Annotated in this window: 15 protein-coding genes; 10 read left to right on the top strand and 5 right to left on the bottom strand. The window is 34.3% G+C overall.

Annotated elements, in window-relative coordinates:
* Positions 1-684 precede the first annotated feature (684 nt).
* Positions 685-1,347, bottom strand: a complete 663-nt coding sequence (locus tag G4L40_RS08850) for a DUF4294 domain-containing protein (protein WP_166236842.1) — start codon at positions 1,345-1,347, stop codon at positions 685-687.
* A gap of 127 nt (positions 1,348-1,474) precedes the next feature.
* Here G4L40_RS08850 and G4L40_RS08845 point away from each other — a divergent pair, with 127 nt between their 5' ends.
* The 4 genes from G4L40_RS08845 (at position 1,475) to G4L40_RS08830 (ending at position 6,051) form a co-directional block, all read left to right on the top strand.
* Positions 1,475-2,572 carry a M42 family metallopeptidase gene (locus G4L40_RS08845; protein WP_166236841.1) on the top strand — a complete coding sequence of 366 codons (1,098 nt, stop codon included), beginning with the start codon at positions 1,475-1,477 and terminating at the stop codon, positions 2,570-2,572.
* Positions 2,573-2,797: 225 nt separating this feature from the next.
* Positions 2,798-4,117, top strand: coding sequence for a hypothetical protein (locus G4L40_RS08840; protein ID WP_166236840.1), 1,320 nt, complete (start codon positions 2,798-2,800; stop codon positions 4,115-4,117).
* A gap of 158 nt (positions 4,118-4,275) precedes the next feature.
* Complete coding sequence (locus G4L40_RS08835; protein WP_166236839.1) at positions 4,276-5,064, top strand: hypothetical protein; 789 nt, start codon at positions 4,276-4,278, stop codon at positions 5,062-5,064.
* 291 nt (positions 5,065-5,355) lie between these two features.
* A complete protein-coding gene (locus tag G4L40_RS08830; RefSeq protein ID WP_166236838.1) occupies positions 5,356-6,051 on the top strand; it encodes a hypothetical protein in 696 nt (231 codons plus the stop codon).
* A gap of 40 nt (positions 6,052-6,091) precedes the next feature.
* Here G4L40_RS08830 and G4L40_RS08825 read toward each other — a convergent pair whose 3' ends face one another.
* The 3 genes from G4L40_RS08825 to G4L40_RS08815 all read right to left on the bottom strand — a co-directional run bounded on the left by G4L40_RS08825 (position 6,092) and on the right by G4L40_RS08815 (position 9,801).
* The gene (locus G4L40_RS08825; RefSeq protein WP_166236837.1) at positions 6,092-7,042 is read right to left on the bottom strand and encodes a phosphoribosylaminoimidazolesuccinocarboxamide synthase; all 951 of its coding nucleotides are present in this window, start codon (positions 7,040-7,042) and stop codon (positions 6,092-6,094) included.
* A gap of 133 nt (positions 7,043-7,175) precedes the next feature.
* The gene (locus G4L40_RS08820; RefSeq protein ID WP_166236836.1) at positions 7,176-8,588 is read right to left on the bottom strand and encodes a hypothetical protein; all 1,413 of its coding nucleotides are present in this window, start codon (positions 8,586-8,588) and stop codon (positions 7,176-7,178) included.
* A 259-nt stretch (positions 8,589-8,847) separates the two neighbouring features.
* On the bottom strand, positions 8,848-9,801 hold the full coding sequence (locus G4L40_RS08815) for a PhoH family protein (RefSeq protein ID WP_166236835.1): 954 nt from the start codon (positions 9,799-9,801) through the stop codon (positions 8,848-8,850).
* Positions 9,802-9,907: 106 nt separating this feature from the next.
* On the opposite strand from G4L40_RS08815, the gene G4L40_RS08810 reads away from it, so the two are divergent.
* The 5 genes from G4L40_RS08810 to dnaN all read left to right on the top strand — a co-directional run bounded on the left by G4L40_RS08810 (position 9,908) and on the right by dnaN (position 14,735).
* Entirely contained in the window at positions 9,908-10,738 is an 831-nt protein-coding gene (locus tag G4L40_RS08810; protein ID WP_166236834.1) for an SAM hydrolase/SAM-dependent halogenase family protein, read from the top strand.
* Between the two features lie 4 nt (positions 10,739-10,742).
* Complete coding sequence (locus G4L40_RS08805) at positions 10,743-11,039, top strand: putative quinol monooxygenase (RefSeq protein WP_166236833.1); 297 nt, start codon at positions 10,743-10,745, stop codon at positions 11,037-11,039.
* Between the two features lie 80 nt (positions 11,040-11,119).
* A complete protein-coding gene (gldF, locus tag G4L40_RS08800) occupies positions 11,120-11,845 on the top strand; it encodes a gliding motility-associated ABC transporter permease subunit GldF (RefSeq protein WP_166236832.1) in 726 nt (241 codons plus the stop codon).
* Positions 11,845-13,527 (top strand): gliding motility-associated ABC transporter substrate-binding protein GldG, encoded by a 1,683-nt coding sequence (gene gldG, locus G4L40_RS08795; RefSeq protein WP_166236831.1) that lies wholly within the window; start codon positions 11,845-11,847, stop codon positions 13,525-13,527. The genes gldF and gldG overlap by 1 nt, the downstream gene beginning before the upstream one ends.
* Positions 13,528-13,616: 89 nt before the next feature.
* Complete coding sequence (gene dnaN / locus G4L40_RS08790) at positions 13,617-14,735, top strand: DNA polymerase III subunit beta (RefSeq protein ID WP_166236830.1); 1,119 nt, start codon at positions 13,617-13,619, stop codon at positions 14,733-14,735.
* 103 nt (positions 14,736-14,838) lie between these two features.
* On the opposite strand, the gene G4L40_RS08785 is transcribed toward dnaN, so the two are convergent.
* Entirely contained in the window at positions 14,839-15,669 is an 831-nt protein-coding gene (locus G4L40_RS08785) for a universal stress protein (RefSeq protein WP_166236829.1), read from the bottom strand.
* A gap of 386 nt (positions 15,670-16,055) precedes the next feature.
* Between G4L40_RS08785 and mnmE the strand changes: the two genes are divergently transcribed.
* The gene (gene mnmE, locus G4L40_RS08780) at positions 16,056-17,468 is read left to right on the top strand and encodes a tRNA uridine-5-carboxymethylaminomethyl(34) synthesis GTPase MnmE (RefSeq protein WP_166236828.1); all 1,413 of its coding nucleotides are present in this window, start codon (positions 16,056-16,058) and stop codon (positions 17,466-17,468) included.
* Positions 17,469-17,490: the final 22 nt, after the last annotated feature.

The following is a 17,490-nucleotide window of genomic DNA, read 5'->3' as shown; positions in this document are numbered from 1 at the left end:
TCTTTTTATCGCCTCTCATTCGATTAGCGGGTGCAAAAGTACAACTCTTTTTTAATCTGGCAAGCTTTTTTGAAAAAATTTTTTGATTATTTTTTCTAATCCACTTAGCCACTATTTTTAAGAACTTATACTCCCCGATTCTTTCGTTTCGGGTCGGCAAAGATACTACCTTTACTTTCTATTATCCAAATCTTTTTTTGACTTTTTTTAAAGTTTTTTTTGATTTGTTTAATACTCCAGTTTGTGTATGAACTTCTGCTCTAATGCGGGTGCAAAAGTAGAAATCTTTTCTTTATCCACAAGCCTTTTGTAATCTTTTTTTCGTCTTTTTTTCGATGTTTTTCTTAACTCACTGATAACAAGGATTTAATACAACAAAGTTTTTTTATCGTTTAACCGCATTGATCGCGAAGACGGCGCAATGGTTGCGAAAAGATTTGTTCAACATATAAGTCATAGAAGTTTTTGGTACTTATATATAGTGGGTGAAAAGTTCATAGAAGTGGTTGGAGGGTTTCAAGTTTCAGGTTTCAGGTTATGGGCTTAACTCCGTTAAGCCATAGCCTGCTGCAAAGGAGATTCCTACTTCGGCGGAATGACAAGGGCAAATTCAAATTCAAGTTCAAGAGCAAGTTCAAGAACAAAGGGTTCCTCGCAAGCTCGGAAAGGACAAGGGTTCTAAAACTAATCTTGCTTTTTGGCTTTTTCTTCCCACAACTTGTTTAGTGCGGGTACATCTATAGGTGTGGAAGCTTCTTGCTTGGTTAACATTTTTTGTTCAAAAGCGGTTGCTAATATGTTTTCGATATGAAAATCTTCTTGAACTGTATATGGTTTGTATTCGGTTCGGAGGTTGATATCAAATAATCTGGCGGTTGAGTTTGCCCAAAAAGCTTTCCAGCCGCTTTTGTATTCTTTTATCAAATCGTATGTAGATTGTCCTGTTTGTCTATGGATTAACTTCACCAAAATTTGTCCGTCTTTACGGGATAACTTTTTTAATCTTGGTTCAAATTCTTCTTCTAAGTACTTTTCTACAATTTTAAAATACTTTTTCTTTTCCTTATTGGTTTTCAGTTTAGCCATTGTAGCATTTAACTGCGTCAGCTTATCAGCGGTTAACTTTGCATACGGATATACTTTATAAACTCTCCTTTTTAGAATTAAAAAATTCTTTCTATCATCGCTAACACTATATTCTCCATTGGGTAAAATTTTGATTTCATTCAAATCGATAGAATAAAATATCGCAGAATCTTGTTCTGTTAACTTAATAGTGTCTTGCTGCGTTTGTGCCTTGCTATTAAAAGCGGTGAATACTAAAAGGATGCTTACTAAATATTTCATAAATGGTCTTTTTGATTGTTTTTAATTCCTTATACCTAATCCAATATCAAAAAGTAAACCAAAAATATTGAAATATTATGTAACTCTAAAGACTTATTTCTATTTTAGCAAAAAATTACATTATAATATGAGTACAAAATCGATATTAAAGAAGTCGTCGATGGCTTTTTTGGAAAATTATTTGAATAATGCTTCGCCTACAGGATATGAATCGGAAGGACAAAAAATTTGGATGGAGTATTTAAAACCTTATGTAGATACCTTTATTACTGATACCTACGGAAGTGCGGTAGGTGTTATTAATCCAGATGCGCCTTATAAAGTTGTGATTGAAGGGCATGCCGATGAAATTTCGTGGTATGTGAATTATATTACGGATGACGGATTAATCTACGTGATTAGAAACGGAGGTTCAGATCATCAGATTGCACCATCGAAGCGAGTGAACATTCATACGAAGAAAGGTATTGTGCGTGGTGTATTTGGTTGGCCAGCGATTCACACTAGAGGCAGAAGCGGAAAAGCAGAAGAAACCGCAAAAATTGAAAACATCTTTATTGATTGTGGTTGCTCTACGAAAGCCGAAATCGAAGCATTAGGCATTCATGTAGGCTGTGTGATTACCTATCCTGATAATTTTGAGGTATTGAACAACGACAAATTTGTATGTAGAGCCATTGACAACCGCATGGGTGGTTTTATGATTGCCGAAGTAGCACGTTTACTAAAGGAGAACAAAAAGAAATTACCTTTTGGATTGTACATCGTGAACTCGGTGCAGGAGGAGATTGGTTTGCGTGGTGCCGAAATGATTACCCAACGCATTAAACCCAACGTTGCCATAGTAACCGATGTTTGCCACGACACCACTACGCCCATGATTGACAAAAAGATTGAAGGCGATTTAAAAATGGGACGCGGCCCTGTGATTGCTTACGCACCAGCGACACAAAACGTGTTACGTGAAATGATTGTAGACACAGCGGTTGAAAACAAAATACCGTTCCAACGCCATGCGACTTCTAGAGTAACAGGAACCGATACGGATGCGTTTGCTTACAGCAATGGTGGTGTTGCCTCAGCTTTGATTTCGTTACCGTTGCGTTATATGCACACTACGGTAGAAATGGTACACAAAGAAGACGTAGAAAATGTAATTAAATTGATTTACGAAACGTTATTGAAAATTGAAAATAACGAAACGTTTAGTTATTTTAAGAAATAAAAAGCCAGTTCAAGCGAAGACGAGAACCGTTTTTTACACCTAAAACCTAAAATCCTCATTTGTTTGAGGATTTTTTTTGTGCAATACCCCAAAAATTTAACATTTGCTACAGAAAATCTACAGCAATTTATTGGTGGAGAATTTTTAAATTGCGATTTTGAAAATAGTAAGTTATTTATGATATTTACTAGTTGTGTGCAATTACTCAGCAACCATAAATTTAATATGGAATATACTAAAGTAAAAAATATAAGAGGCTATATAGATTTAGAACAATTTGGCCTAAATGTATTGCAAGAATCATTATCTAAGTTTTTATGTTGTAATGTTACAATATTTATAAATCCTTTAAGTGAACTAAAAAAATATAACATCGATATTCTTGCTAATCATAAGAGAGGATTTTATCCAATAGATGATGATAATGTAATCGTTTTAGGGAGAATATTAGAGGAAGATAAAATGATTTCCTCAATTGGTCTTAGAATATCCAAGACAGGAATAAAAAAATCGGCGAGATTTTTAACAATCCTAGAAGGTGCTATAACTCATACTTTGACCGAACAATACCAAGCAAGATTTAATCAATGTAAATTCAAATTAGGAGATGAACTTCTGCTTCATTTCATAGCAAATTACTTATCAAAAGGAGGCTACGATTATAGACATGTTAGACATCTAATAGATTATTTCAGTAAACTCCGAACAACCTCTTTTGAAGGAAACTATTTTAGTACAGGAGTTATAATGACTAAGGCACATTTTGACTATCAGATTGAAGGAAAAAGATTTGGAAAAACTTATGCTCTAAAAAATAATATTTCATTAGCAAATACTGTTGAAATTGACAGACGATTTTGGTACCTAGTAGATGGAAAAAAAACCTTTTTTATTAGTAATAAGTCTTTAGTTTTGACACAACTTTTTGTTGTAGATCATGAATATGAAAATGTAAATTATATAGATAGTCATGTGTTGGCAAGAAGTTTAAAAGGTGCTGACCTCTTATTCAAACTTGAAAATGAAAAACTATTTTCTATTATTAATTCTGATAATATCGAAATAAGTTACAGTGAAAACCATTGGAAATATAGAGATTTCAATTTTATTCGCTCAATTTTTGAACATCATTTTGAAGACAAAGACCTCATTGAAAGCTTTTTGTTTTTTGTAATTTACTGCTCAAAAAATTCAATTAGCTCTCTTATCTGGCTACCAATAAATATTGATAATATTGATGAAATGATTAAACCTACAACCAAGAATAAATTAATTAAAACGCCCATTTCCATAAAAGACAAATCGTTCACTAATCATATTATTCGCTATTTGTCTAGCGATGGAGCAACCATAATCGATAAAAAAGGATTTCTCCAATTTTTTGGTTGCATTGTAGATCTTGGAAAGATAAAAATTCATGGTGTAAAAGGAACTGGTGAAAGTGCTGCTGGAGCATTAGCTTATAATGGAATTTCAATAAAAATATCGCAAGACGGAAGCATAAAAATCTTTAACAAAGCTGATTCAAAACCAATCATTATATAGTAACTGCACACAACAGCGGTTTTGCAAGATTGCGAACTTTTTAGTGAAATCACGTTCTCGTTTCGCAAGAAATTTTATCTTAGTGGAAAATTTAGCGGTTACGAAGTTCGCAACCTCGCAAAGCCGCATCACGTTAGGCACAATTATACTCCAAAATTATGGTAAAAGACTTTTTAATCTCATTTTCAGACAATTTTAAAGAAAAAACAAAAAATCCATTTCTTGGAACTTACTTATTAGTTTGGATAATTAGAAATTGGGAATTAATTTATACTCTTTTTAATTTTGACAGTGATTGTAATTTAAATGATAAAAAAAAATTTATTTTTAATTACTACAAGAACAATGATTTCATAACAAATTTGCTCACGAATATTCTATGGGCTTTTGGTTTATTGATTTTAACCTACTTACTATTAAATTTGTCGAGATTTATTGTTAATCTTTCTGAGAAACAGTTAACTCCATGGATATACAAAATTACTGACTCTAAATCAATTGTACTTAAAACAGAATATGAAAGAATTAGAGCTGAAAGTGATGATTTACAAATAAGACTCGATAAAGAACGTGAATCAAAATCAAGATTAGAAGCTAGAATCAAAGGTCTAGAAGAAGAAATAATTGAAATAAGTAAAGCGAAGTTAGAAAATATTACTACTAATACTTCAGAAAAGAAAACGACCAGAAGTGTAAAAAAAGTTGATCCTGATTCAACAACAATATTGTTAGACAAATTAAACCAAAAAGAACTCTTACAAGAATTCTTGGATACTTGTACCAAAATAAACAAAGGAAATTCAATTCCAAATAATTACAAACACTCGGACTATTTTATAGAACTTGGTTTAATAAAGTTTCTTAGAAATGCAATTAATGATTCAAAAATATATTCAATAACTCAAGAGGGAGAAACTTTACTCAAAAAAATAAGATTAACAAAATAACTGTGCCTAACAGCCCCTGCTCCCGCGCGAATCCCTTCGCGTGGCAAAACAAAAAACAAAAAACCGTTCATCCACTCACACCCTATTCAACAGCCAATTTAGTATTGGCTGTTTTTTTTAACTTCTATTTTCCTACAATTGGCAAAGTCAACAGATTTTATGGTATTTCATCGATTTGTTTTTGTTACTCTGTTAAAAGTTCTAAAATTCGTGCTGTAAATAACCCCTACCTACCTGAATTTAACGCTAAGATTTTGTTTTAATCCATTCAAAAAAATCTTAATGTTAGTTATGAGAACAAGTTGTCTTTTTATTGTATTCTTCTTTTCAATTTTTTTACATGCGCAAGTAGGAATTGGAACTACCTCACCAACCGAAGAATTAGACGTTAACGGTGATTTAAGAGTAAGAGGCTTGTCCAATGGTTCAGGAATGACCACACCTGTTTCGGTTTTACCTGACGGAACGTTAGTTACCACTTTTACAAGTAACACAGCACCTGGCACAAAATTCGTAGGCTTTTTAGCTTCTGATATTGCACTTGACACTGATTTTGGCTTCAAAGATATTGTGTTATCAACAGAGCTTATTGATGTGTTGGGCGAATACAACAACACTACTGGAAGGTATTCTCCTATAGTTACGGGTTATTATAAAATTTCCATGGATTTTGATATTGGCGATTATTCTAGCGATACAGATGATTTGGATATTTTGATAGGTTTGTGGGATTTCACAGCAAATCAATGGGTGTTAAGAAGAACCTTCAAACACCGCGACAATAACAATTCGGGAATGACGGCTGGAAGAAATGAAAGTTATGGTATTTCAAATTATTTGCAATTGCAAGTGGGACATTCCTACGGCTTTAGAATTTTCTCCGATTATGCGTCATTTGTAACTAGAGATGCCAAATTAAAATTTCAAAATAGCGGCTCTACTGGAACATCATTATCCACAAGTTTTTCGGTAGAGAAAGTACTTTAATAAAAAAATCCCAAATGAATCATTTGGGATTTTATATATCTTATCTATTCTGTAAATAATTCAAAACGTTTTGCTCGATTCTTTCGTTGATGTTTGAAATATCCGCTTTTACGAATTTCTCTCCAATGATGTTTTCGAATAACTCAATGTAACGTTCTGAAACTGTTTCGATGTATTCGTCTGACATAAACGGAATTTGTTGGCCTTCTTTTCCTTGGAACCCGTTTTCAATTAACCAACGACGTACGAATTCTTTTGACAATTGTTTTTGCTCTTCGTTTTTGTCTTGTCTTTCTTGATACCCTTCAGCATAGAAATAACGCGAAGAATCAGGTGTGTGGATTTCATCGATTAATACGATTTGTCCGTCTTTTGTTTTCCCGAATTCGTATTTCGTATCTACTAAGATTAAACCGCGAGAGGCTGCAATTTCAGTTCCTCTTTGGTATAAGGCTCTAGTGTATTTTTCTAAAATTAGGTAATCTGCTTCGGTAACAATTCCGTTGGCTAAAATAGCTTCGCGCGAAATATCTTCGTCGTGAGAACCGTTATCCGCTTTAGTTGTTGGCGTGATGATTGGGGTTGGGAATTTATCGTTTTCTTTTAAGCCTTCTGGCATTTCCACACCGCAAAGGATTCTTCTTCCTGCAGCATATTCACGTGCTGCATGTCCTGATAAATAACCACGAATTACCATTTCTACTTTAAACGGCTCACATAAATGTCCTACCGCTACGTTTGGATCTGGTGTAGCTACTAACCAATTCGGAACAATATCAGCAGTTAATTCCATGAACTTCGTTGCAATTTGATTCAAGATTTGACCTTTGTAAGGAATTCCTTTAGGCAAAACCACATCAAATGCTGAAAGACGGTCGGTAGCGACCATCACTAATAAGTCATCGTTGATATTGTAAACTTCTCTAACTTTTCCACGGTACACCGATTTTTGACCTGGAAAATTGAAATGGGTAGTCGTAATTGTATTCATTATGTTGTGTTGTTGTTTGTGTGGTGCAAAAGTAATTTGTTATGAAGAGATAAACAAGAAAATTAGAAAATATAAAACCCATTGATTCAAACTAGTAATCAATGGGTTTTACGTTAAAAATGTTTTCATATTATTATTTTGGTGCAACTATATTTTTTTCATTGCTTTTGGTTGCTAATTGAGTTTCTTTTGCTGCCACAGGACCATAAGGCAAGCGAAGTCCTACGTGTTCTGATGTGATATTTCCTTGTGCATCTTTGTCGTCAGCACGGTTGGCAACAATGTGCCATGAGAATTTGGTGTTGCTTGTACCGCCAGCCAATTCTTTTACTTTGAAGCCATTTCTTGATTTTTCGGTAACAAAAACACCGTTGCAATCGCCTTCTAATTGGATAAACACTTTCAAAGGATGGTTGTCATCAATAAATAAAGCTTCTTTTAAAACCTCATCAATTGGAACATAAACTTCCCCATTGACTAATGCGGCAGTTCCGTAATCTTCAAATAAAATTTCTGGAGCTTCTGGCGAAAATAGTACGCGTGGTTTGTTTTCTTTGTCCATTATCATGGTAGAATTGGTTCCGTTTCCAATGATTTTATAATTGGTTCCACCGCCACCAGCAGCCGTTGCATTGTATTTTATTCCGACATAAGCATACGATTGACCAGCTCCAACACCGCCATTAAAATAACCGCCATACAAACTTCTACGATTGGCCAAAACACCATCAGGAGAAATATTATCGATTCCAGCTATTTTAGCAAAGGCACTTGAATTTAAAGTCGCAACGTTATTATCAGAATCTAGTCCAAAACCTCCTGCACAATTGGTATAATGTGCGGCATTATTAGGATTTCCAAACCCATTTGAGCCATAAACCCCAACAAAAGGTCCCGAACCTGCAACTCCAGCACCTGTACTTGGGAAAATACTTGCGCCTGGACCCGCACCACCTAAAATAGCTGTTCCACCATTATTAACATTGGTACCCCAAAAGGCATTACCTATATTGTCATTATTGGCACCATGAACGGCATCATTTCCAGCTCCAGTAGTTGAAACATAAAGTTTTGTAAATGCGTCACCTGCAGAATTGATGGCAACATTTCCATCTGAGCGAACAACAGCTCGTTGAAGATTATTTGTTCTAAGAATTAAATTTTGATTGTCTGTAGTTCCTAAGAAATTTGTAGCAGGATTGGTACCTGAATTTCCTAATAAAGACCAATCGCGTCCTCCAGTACCATCTAATGCAACCCATTGTGTTCCATCCCAGAAGTAAAAACCTGGAGATACATTTAGCGGAGCAACTCCACTTGTATTCATATTAAAAACCAGCGTTCCGTTTGCAAGAGCACCTCCTTGCGGATTTACAACAGGCAAAGCTACATTTCGAGCTGTTAGCGCTACTCTGGAAACTAAAACACCTTGTGTATTTGAATTAATGTCTAAAAAAGCTTGTGGGGTAACTGTGCCAATGCCCACCTGAGCGTTAATCGTATAGCAACATAGTAACGCTATTAGTGTTAAGTAATTTTTCTTCATAAAAAAGGGGAATTAGGTTCATTTTTAGTTTATTTAAGATTTAATATTTCAAATTTAACATTTATTTATATTTTTTATCGATATTGAAAACATTTTTTATCAAATATTATTTATTTTTTAATATTATTCATTTATTTAACATTTTAGTTAAATATAAACTAAAAACAAATAACTAAAAGACCCAACTTTTAAAGAATTGTTATAAAAACAAAAAAACAGCCTTAAATAGCTGTTTTTCAATTGTATAATTATTTTATTTCTAATCATTATTCTCAATACTCTTGTAAGCATCGATGATTTTCTTCACTAATCTGTGACGGACAATATCTTTATCATCTAAATAGATAATTCCCACGCCTTCTACATCTTTTAGAATTAGGATGGCTTCTTTTAATCCAGAAATTGTTCTTCGTGGCAAATCTACCTGCCCTGGGTCGCCTGTAATCATGAATTTGGCATTTTTTCCCATACGCGTTAAGAACATTTTCATTTGCGAATGGGTGGTATTTTGCGCTTCATCTAAAATTACAAAGGCATTATCTAACGTACGACCACGCATAAAAGCCAGCGGAGCAATTTGGATAATTCCTTTTAAAATATAATCTTCCAAAGTTTGTGGTGGCAACATATCGCGCAACGCATCATATAACGGTTGCATATATGGATCTAGCTTTTCTTTCATATCCCCTGGAAGAAAGCCTAAATTTTCTCCTGCTTCTACTGCTGGACGCGTTAAAATAATTCGTTTGACTTGTTTTTCTTTTAATGCTTTTACAGCCATAGCAACACCTGTATAGGTTTTTCCTGTTCCGGCGGGACCAATAGCAAATACCATGTCGTTTTTGTGAATGGTGTCTACTAGTTTTTGCTGGTTAGGCGTCATTGCTTTAATAAGCTTACCTCCTATTCCATGCACCAAGATTTTATCTCTATCGTGCATGTGGTGTACATCATGTTGATGACTTGTTTCAAGCACTCTTAGAATAACATTATCATCTATACTGTTGTATCTAGAAAAGTGATGCATCAATCTCCTGAAACGCGTTTCAAATTCATCCAAAATCTCTGCTTCACCAAAAGCTTTTAAAGTAGTGCCTCTAGCTACAATTTTTAATTTTGGATAATACTTTTTAATGGTCTCAAGATGAGTGTCTTGCGCACCCCAAAATTCTTTTGGAGCGATGTCGATTAATTCAATGACTCTTTCGTTCAAGGGCTTTCTTTTTTTAATTATTTTTGAAACGCTAAAATTATAGTAGCTTTGCAATCAAATTTAGTAAAAACTACTGTTGCTTTTCAAATAAGTTATAAACAAAAAAATGTCAATAATTACGCTAACAACCGATTTTGGACACAAAGACTACTTTGTAGGAGCTTTGAAAGGAAAAATTATATCGGAATTAAAAGAAGCTGTTATTGTTGATATTTCGCACGATATTGATCTATTCAACACATTAGAAGCTAGTTACTGCATTGAAGCGGCTTATTCTAATTTTCCAAAAGGTACCATTCATATTATAGGTGTTGACAGCGAAAGAGTTGCTGACACCCAACATATCGCCTTGCAATGGGATGATCATTTCTTTATTTGTGCCGATAACGGAATTTTGAATGCCTTACTACAGAAAAAAGTAGCACAAAAAATAGTTGCCATCAACATTCACGATAGGTTGCACAACAATGCTAGCGATATGGATGTTTTTGTAGCGGTTGCTTGCCATATTGCGCGCGGTGGTTTATTGAATGTCATTGGAAAAGAAATAACCGAGTTGAAAAACGTGAATGCTGCAAGCACAATTGTTTCGAATGATTTAACCACTTTAAAAGGACAAATTATTTATATTGACTCGTTTGGAAATTGTGTAACCAATATTTCGCAAAAACAATTTATTGATGTAGCCCGAAATAGAGCCTATGAAATTCAGGTGAAGAATAAAAAAATCACTAGAATACATAAAAACTATTCCGATTTTCCAATAGTAGAAAACAAGCAATTGAAAGATTTTGAAGGTGATTTTTTAGCGTTGTTCAACGAAAATGGTTTCCTTGAAATCGCAATTTATAAAAGCAATCCTAAAACCGTAGGTTCAGCCTCTACCCTATTAGGCTTGAAATTTAGAGACATGATTACTATCGAATTTAAAAATTAGAAAAATGTTTATAAGAATTGTAAAAATGCGCTTCCACGAAGATAAGATTGAAGCTTTTTTAAATAATTTTGAAGAAGTGAAACAGCATATTCGAAATTTTGAAGGCAATCAGTTTTTAGAATTGTATCAAGACAAGAACGACAACCGCATTTTCTTTACTTACAGCTATTGGGAAAACGAAGCTGCATTAGAAAAATATAGAAACTCTACACTATTTAACGAAGTTTGGAGTTATACTAAAACACTATTCAGCGACAAACCCGAAGCGTGGAGTGTAGACAGATTGGTTACATTAAATTAGAATTTAGAATTCAGAAATTAGAAGTTGGTGTTGAGAGTTAAAAAAACTTGAAACTTGAAACCTGAAACAAACAATAAAAAATGAAAGCATTATTATTACGAGAAATTAAATCCTTTTTTGGTTCGCCGATAGGTTATTTAGTTATCGCTATTTTTCTTTTACTCAACGGATTATTTCTTTGGGTTTTTGAAGGCGAATTCAATATATTAAACTCGGGTTTTGCCGATATGAGTCCGTTTTTCAAATTAGCGCCTTGGATTTTAATTTTCTTAATTCCAGCCGTAACCATGCGCAGTTTTTCGGATGAAAAAAAACAAGGAACGATTGAATTGTTGTTTACCAAACCGCTTTCCAATTGGGATATCGTCAACGGAAAATTCTTTGGTGCCTTTATTTTAATTGTTTTGGCTATTGTTCCTACTATAATTTATGTGTTAACGATTTCACATTTTGGAAACCCACAAGGCAATATTGACATGGGTAGTACTTTGGGTTCTTATTTTGGCTTATTGTTCTTAATTGCGGCTTACACAGCGATTGGAATTTTTACCTCAACCTTATCAGACAATCAAATTGTGGCTTTTATAATTGCTGTTTTTTGTTGTTTCTTTTTCTATTTTGGGTTTGATGGTTTGGGTTCATTCTTTGGAAGCTATAATTCAGTTTTTGCGAGTTTAGGGATGGATTTTCACTTTAAGAGTATGAGTCGCGGTGTGTTAGATACACGTGATATTATTTATTTCATAAGTGTAACATTTCTTTTTTTATCCGCAACGGTTTATCAACTTAAATCTTTGAAATGGTAATGGCAGCAAACAAATCAAAAGCTTTAAAGCAATTCGGAATTGTATTTTTAGCAGTTATCGTTATCAATTTAATCAGCAACTTCTTTTTCAAGCGTTTTGACTTAACGCAAGACAAACGTTATACTTTATCCGAAACGACTTTAAACATTATCAAAACAGTGGATAGTCCGTTGTATATTGATGTGTATTTAGAAGGGAATTTTCCGCCAGAGTTCAAGCGTTTGCAAAATGAAACCAAACAATTGTTAGAGGAATTTTCGGCCTATAATTCAAACATAGTTTTCCAATTCAAAAATCCAATTGAGAAGGAAGAAATGCGTGTGGAAGTTATGAAGCAATTCTATGAAAGAGGCATGCAACCGTTGAGCATCACTGTGGAAGACAAAGGAAAGCAATCGCAAGAAGTAGTATTCCCATGGGCGCAAGCGACTTATGGTGAAAAATTCTCCAAAGTAAGTTTGTTGAAAAACCTTATGGGCGCTTCTACTGAAGAAAAAGTAATCAGTTCGGTACAACATTTAGAATTTGGTTTTGCAGAAGCTATCAATAAAATCTCAAAAGACAAGCAAAAGAAAATTGCCGTTATCAAAGGAAATGGGGAATTGCATGATGCCTTTATCGCTGATTTTGTGAAGTCGGTTCGTGAGAGTTATTACATTGGTACATTTACGTTAGATTCTGTAGCCAAACAGCCTAATCAAAGTTTAGAAGCTTTAAAAAAATATGATTTAGCGATAATAGCAAAACCAACCGAGGCATTCACAGAAGCTGAAAAGCAAGTACTGGATCAATTTGTTATTAATGGCGGCAAAACACTTTGGTTAGTTGATGCGGTTTCGGCAGATATGGACAGCATGTACAACGAAACCGGTACTATTTTAGCACACCAACGCGAATTGAATTTAACCGATATGTTCTTCAAATATGGTATTCGTATGAATCCGTTATTGATTAAAGACGAGCAAGCAACACCTATCAAAATTGCTTCTGGAAATCAAGGAAGCGAAACCCAATTGCAAGAATATTTTTGGAAATTTTCGCCATTTATTTATCCTTCTTCTACTAATCCTATTGTTAAAAATATGGAAGGGATTAAGTATGAATTTGCTTCCCCGATTGAATTACTAAAAAACGACTTAAAGAAAACAGTACTTTTGAGTTCGTCTGAATATTCAAAACCAATAGGTACGCCTACACCAATTTCATTAGACATGGTAACCGAAGAAACCACACCTGAAGAATATGAAGGCAAAGGATTACTTCCTGTAGCTGTGTTGTTAGAAGGTAAATTCAAATCGGCTTATCAAAACAGAGTTTTGCCTTTTAGCGACAATACTTTTCAAGCGGTTGGTAAAGACAATAAAATGATTGTGATTTCTGATGGTGACGTTATTAAAAACCAATTGGATAAAGGAACGCCACTAGAATTAGGTTTTGACAAATGGACCAACCAACTCTATGGAAACAAAGAGTTTTTAATGAACTGTGTAAATTATCTTTTAGATGACAATGGACTTATTAACATCCGAAGTAAAGATGTTGATTTACCCTTATTAAACAAAGAAGAAGTTTATAAAAATTATACCCTAGCACAAATGGTAACTGTCGGATTACCAGTAGTTATTTTAGCTATCTTTGGTTTTTTATTTACATTCTTACGCAAAAGAAAATACAGTCGTTAGTTGTTAATAAAAATGTTTTTGCATTTGAGCAGAATTAGAATATATTTGTGAAATATAAAATCTAACTAACGATTTTAAAATACAAGATGATGAAGTTTATAGTATCGAGTTCGTATTTATTAAAACAATTACAAGTTTTAGGTAGTGTTATCAATAGTAGCAACACTTTGCCTATTCTTGACAATTTCCTTTTTGAATTAGACAATAATTTATTAAAAGTTTCGGCTTCTGATTTAGAAACCACCATGACAGCAACCTTAGAAATTGATTCTACAAGTCAAGGTAGTGTGGCTATTCCTGCAAAACTTTTGTTAGATATCTTAAAAACGTTCCCTGAACAACCGTTAACGTTCACAGTAGAAGATAATTCTACCGTAGAAATTAGCTCTAACTCGGGTAAATATGCCATTGCTTACGCTCCAGGAGAAGAATTCCCTAAAGCAGTTGTTTTAGACGATCCTTCAAAAACTTTAGTTCCTGCTGAAGTATTAGCAACAGCAGTAAGCAAAACAATCTTTGCTGCTGGAAACGATGATTTACGTCCTGTGATGAGTGGTGTGTTTTTCCAATTTTCACCAGAAGGTTTAATCTTTGTTGCAACAGATGCGCACAAATTAGTAAAATATGCACGCACTGATGTAAAAGCCTCTCAAGTAGCCGATTTTATTATGCCTAAAAAACCTTTAAACATTTTAAAAGGGATTTTAGCTGCATCAGACGCTGAAGTTTCAATCGAGTATAACGATTCTAATGCTACGTTCTCTTTTGAGAATTATGTATTGACTTGTCGTTTAATTGATGGGAAATATCCTAACTATGAAGCGGTTATTCCAAAAGAAAATCCAAACAAATTATTAATCAATAGAGTTCAGTTTTTAAACTCGGTGCGTCGTGTGGCTATCTTTGCTAACAAGACTACGCACCAAATCCGTTTAAAAATTGCTGGTACCGAATTGAATATTTCTGCAGAGGATATTGATTATTCAAACAAAGCAGACGAACGTTTGACTTGTGACTACCAAGGAGACGATATGCAAATTGGTTTCAACTCACGTTTCTTAAACGAAATGTTGAATAACTTATCAAGTGATGAAATCCAATTAGAAATGTCAATGCCAAACCGTGCTGGAATTTTAACTCCAGTAGATGGCTTAGACGATGGCGAAACAGTAACAATGCTTGTAATGCCTGTAATGTTAAGTAATTAAAAGCCGTATCAAATACAAGTTATTAAGGCTTTCAAAATAACTATACCAACCCTTAACTTAAAAACCACTTAGCTAATTTGCGAAAGTGGTTTTTTAATTTTTATTATTCATGCAATACTAGTACGGGTATTGCTGTACTATAGGACATTTTCTTGGCAAAACCTGTAGTAAACAAATCGGTAAAGAAGCTTTTTTTATACGTTAGCATTGCCAGAACATCTATATTTTGATTGTCAATGAAATCTAGAATTGTTTCTTCAATATCTTCACTTGGAATAATAAAAAACTGTACCGGTTCATTTATAAATTCATTTTTCCACTCGGTCATAGTGGCTTCTTTTACGTCTGAAGTGTTTGTTTTTACATATAGACATTTCACTTTTGCTTTTGTTTTTTTAGCAATCCCAATCACTTTCTTTAAAGCGTCTTTGTCTTTCTCTCTAAATCGGGTGGTAAAACCAATGGTTTCGATTTGGGCATAATTTGCGCCAAATGGTACACTTAATACGGGAACATTGATTGCTGCTAACACATCGCCAGTTTTAGACCCTAAGAAGAGTTCTTTCCAGCCTGTTGCGCCAGAAGTTCCCATGACTACAAAATCAATCGCATCTTCTGCAACGGCTTGTTTAATACAATCGATTACGTCGCCTTGGATTAATCGGTGTGATAGTTTGATGTTTTCCAAATTTCTTTCCGCTGCAATGGCTCTCAGTTTTGGAACTTCGTCTTTAAACATTCCATATTCTGAAAGAGTTACAGACTCAAAAACAGCTTCATAATTTTGAGGAAAAAACTGATTATCAAGTGTGGGTAGTTCAAATGAATGCAAAAGAATAATCTCTCCATTTACAATTTTAGCCAATTCTAAAGCATGCACAAATACACTATTTGCTGCTTCAGAAAAATCAGTTGGGAAAAGAATTTTTTTCATGACTATAACTATTAATTTAGTTCTATAAAGTTAACTCTTTAAAACCACAAAAAGAATGATAACTATCATATTTACAATAATTTAACACAGATTTATCACTTAGAAAGTATTTGATAATCCAAGTGTAAATTGAAGTCCTAAAAAGCGAGAAGATTCTTTGGAACACTGATTAAAGAAATTTAAGTAATCAGCATAAACTTTTATAGATAATTGCTGCTGTGACTTTGTGCAAAAATTAGCACGCGGATGAATCGGATTTGACTGATGTTCGCGGATTTTTATTTAAAAGAAAAACTTCTTGAGACTTTGTGCTACTAAAAAAAACTTCTAACTTCTAACTTCTAACTTCTGACTTTGATTTATCTTTGCAGGATTAAAATTAGAACATGATTCCACAAGAAACTATAGTTGCGTTGGCGACCCCGTCTGGAGCGGGTGCGATTGCTATTATTCGATTATCTGGTAAAGATGCTATTGCGATAGCGGCTGAAGTATTTCAATCGGTTTCTGGGAAGGATATTACGAAACAGAAGACACATACGATTCATTTGGGACATATTGTAGACCCTTCGACAAGCTCAGGACAGGTTGGCAAAGTATATGATCAAGTGTTGCTTTCTATTTTCAAAGGGCCGAATTCGTACACAGGTGAAAACGTGATTGAGATTTCGTGTCATGGTTCTACTTTTATTCAACAACAAATTATTCAATTATTGCTTCGTAGAGGCGCGAAAATGGCTCAGGCAGGTGAATTTACCTTACGCGCTTTTTTAAACGGGAAATTGGATTTATCGCAAGCAGAAGCGGTGGCTGACTTAATTGCTTCGGATAATGAAGCGAGTCACCAAATTGCGATGCAACAAATGCGTGGTGGTTTTAGTAATGAGATTGCTAAACTGCGTGAAGAGTTACTGAATTTTGCTTCTTTAATTGAATTGGAATTAGACTTTGCGGAAGAAGATGTGGAATTTGCTGATAGAACGCAATTTCATGAATTGTTAGAGCGCATTGAATTTGTTTTAAAACGTTTGATTGATTCGTTTGCGGTAGGAAATGTAATTAAAAACGGTATTCCAGTAGCCATTGTGGGCGAACCTAATGTTGGAAAATCGACGTTATTGAATGCGTTATTGAATGAAGAACGTGCGATTGTTTCTGACATTGCCGGCACTACGCGTGATACGATTGAAGATGAATTGGTCATTGATGGTATTGGTTTTCGATTTATTGATACGGCTGGGATTCGCGAGACGAAAGATGTGGTGGAGAGTATTGGGATTCAGAAGACGTTTGAGAAGATTGAGCAGGCGCAGGTGGTTTTATATTTAGTTGACAGTGTTCAGTGTTCAGAAAGCAGTTTGAACCGTTTAAAAATAGAAATTGAGAAAATTAAAAACAAATTTCCTTTAAAGCCTTTAGTTGTTGTGGCTAATAAATCTGATTTACTTTTGGCTGAACAAAAAAACAATATTCAAGCTACCATTGACAATATACTTTTCCTAAGTGCTAAACAGAAAGAAGGTATCGACGAACTTAAAAATACGTTGCTTTCTTTTGTGAATACGGGTGCTTTACGAAACAACGAAACTATTGTAACCAATACGCGTCATTATGATTCGTTATTGAAAGCTTTGGAAGAGGTTCAGAAGGTGAAATGGGGCTTGGACTCGGGGCTTTCTTCTGACTTGATGGCGATTGATATTCGCTCTGCCCTACACTACTTTGGGGAGATTACTGGGGAGGTTACGAATGATGAACTCTTGGGTAATATTTTTGCTAATTTCTGTATCGGGAAATAAAACCGCTTTCCTTTGATTTACT

The organism is Flavobacterium celericrescens, from assembly GCF_011392075.1.
Taxonomy (GTDB): domain Bacteria; phylum Bacteroidota; class Bacteroidia; order Flavobacteriales; family Flavobacteriaceae; genus Flavobacterium; species Flavobacterium celericrescens.
Note: the sequence above shows the minus strand (reverse complement) of the source record. Positions and strands in the feature narration are given on the sequence as shown.